This is a genomic window from Vibrio sp. 811 (genome assembly GCF_033339195.1).
The window spans coordinates 1-566 of record NZ_JAWOUB010000736.1; the positions used below are offsets into that span (position 1 = coordinate 1).

At 50.2% G+C, this 566-nt stretch carries 1 protein-coding gene; it reads right to left on the reverse strand.

Features of this window, described 5'->3' with window-relative positions; genetic code table 11:
- The coding region (glnL, locus tag R7Q46_RS29130; RefSeq protein WP_318078572.1) for a nitrogen regulation protein NR(II) at positions 1 to 566 on the reverse strand (566 nt) is incomplete at both ends.

A 566-nucleotide genomic window follows, 5' to 3' on the forward strand; every position in this document is an offset into this window, starting at 1 on the left:
GTGTCCTGTAATTCTGGTGGAATGCCCGGCCCGTTATCAGTGATCTCGACGCGCGCCGCTAATTTGCAGCGTTTGCCATGAATGTTGGCTTGATGCACCGTTCTGGTGCGAATGGTGATGTTGCCGTGCTCTTGATGAGCAAGAATTTGTGCCGCGTTGCTGACGATGTTCAGCATCGCTTGTTCTATTTGATCCGCATCCATCAAAATCTCAGGCAAGCTCGGGTCGTAGTCGCGTTCGATGATGATCGAGTTTTGAGATTCTAACTCGACCAATTGGCGTACTTTCTCCAGAATTTGGTGCAGATTTTCTTGTGTCTTTTTGCCTGGTTTCTGTGGGCCAAGTAGGCGGTCGACTAACGCTCTTAATCGATCTGCTTGTTCGATAATGATGTGGGTGTATTCGGTTAACGATGGATCGGGCAACATTTTTTCCAGCAGCTGCGCCGCACCGCGTAATCCGCCAAGTGGATTTTTGATCTCATGAGCTAAACCGCGCACGAGCAGTTTGGCGGCTTGTTGCTGTGCGTGTTGGTTGAGCTCTTGAGTGAGGCGTCGTTGTTGATC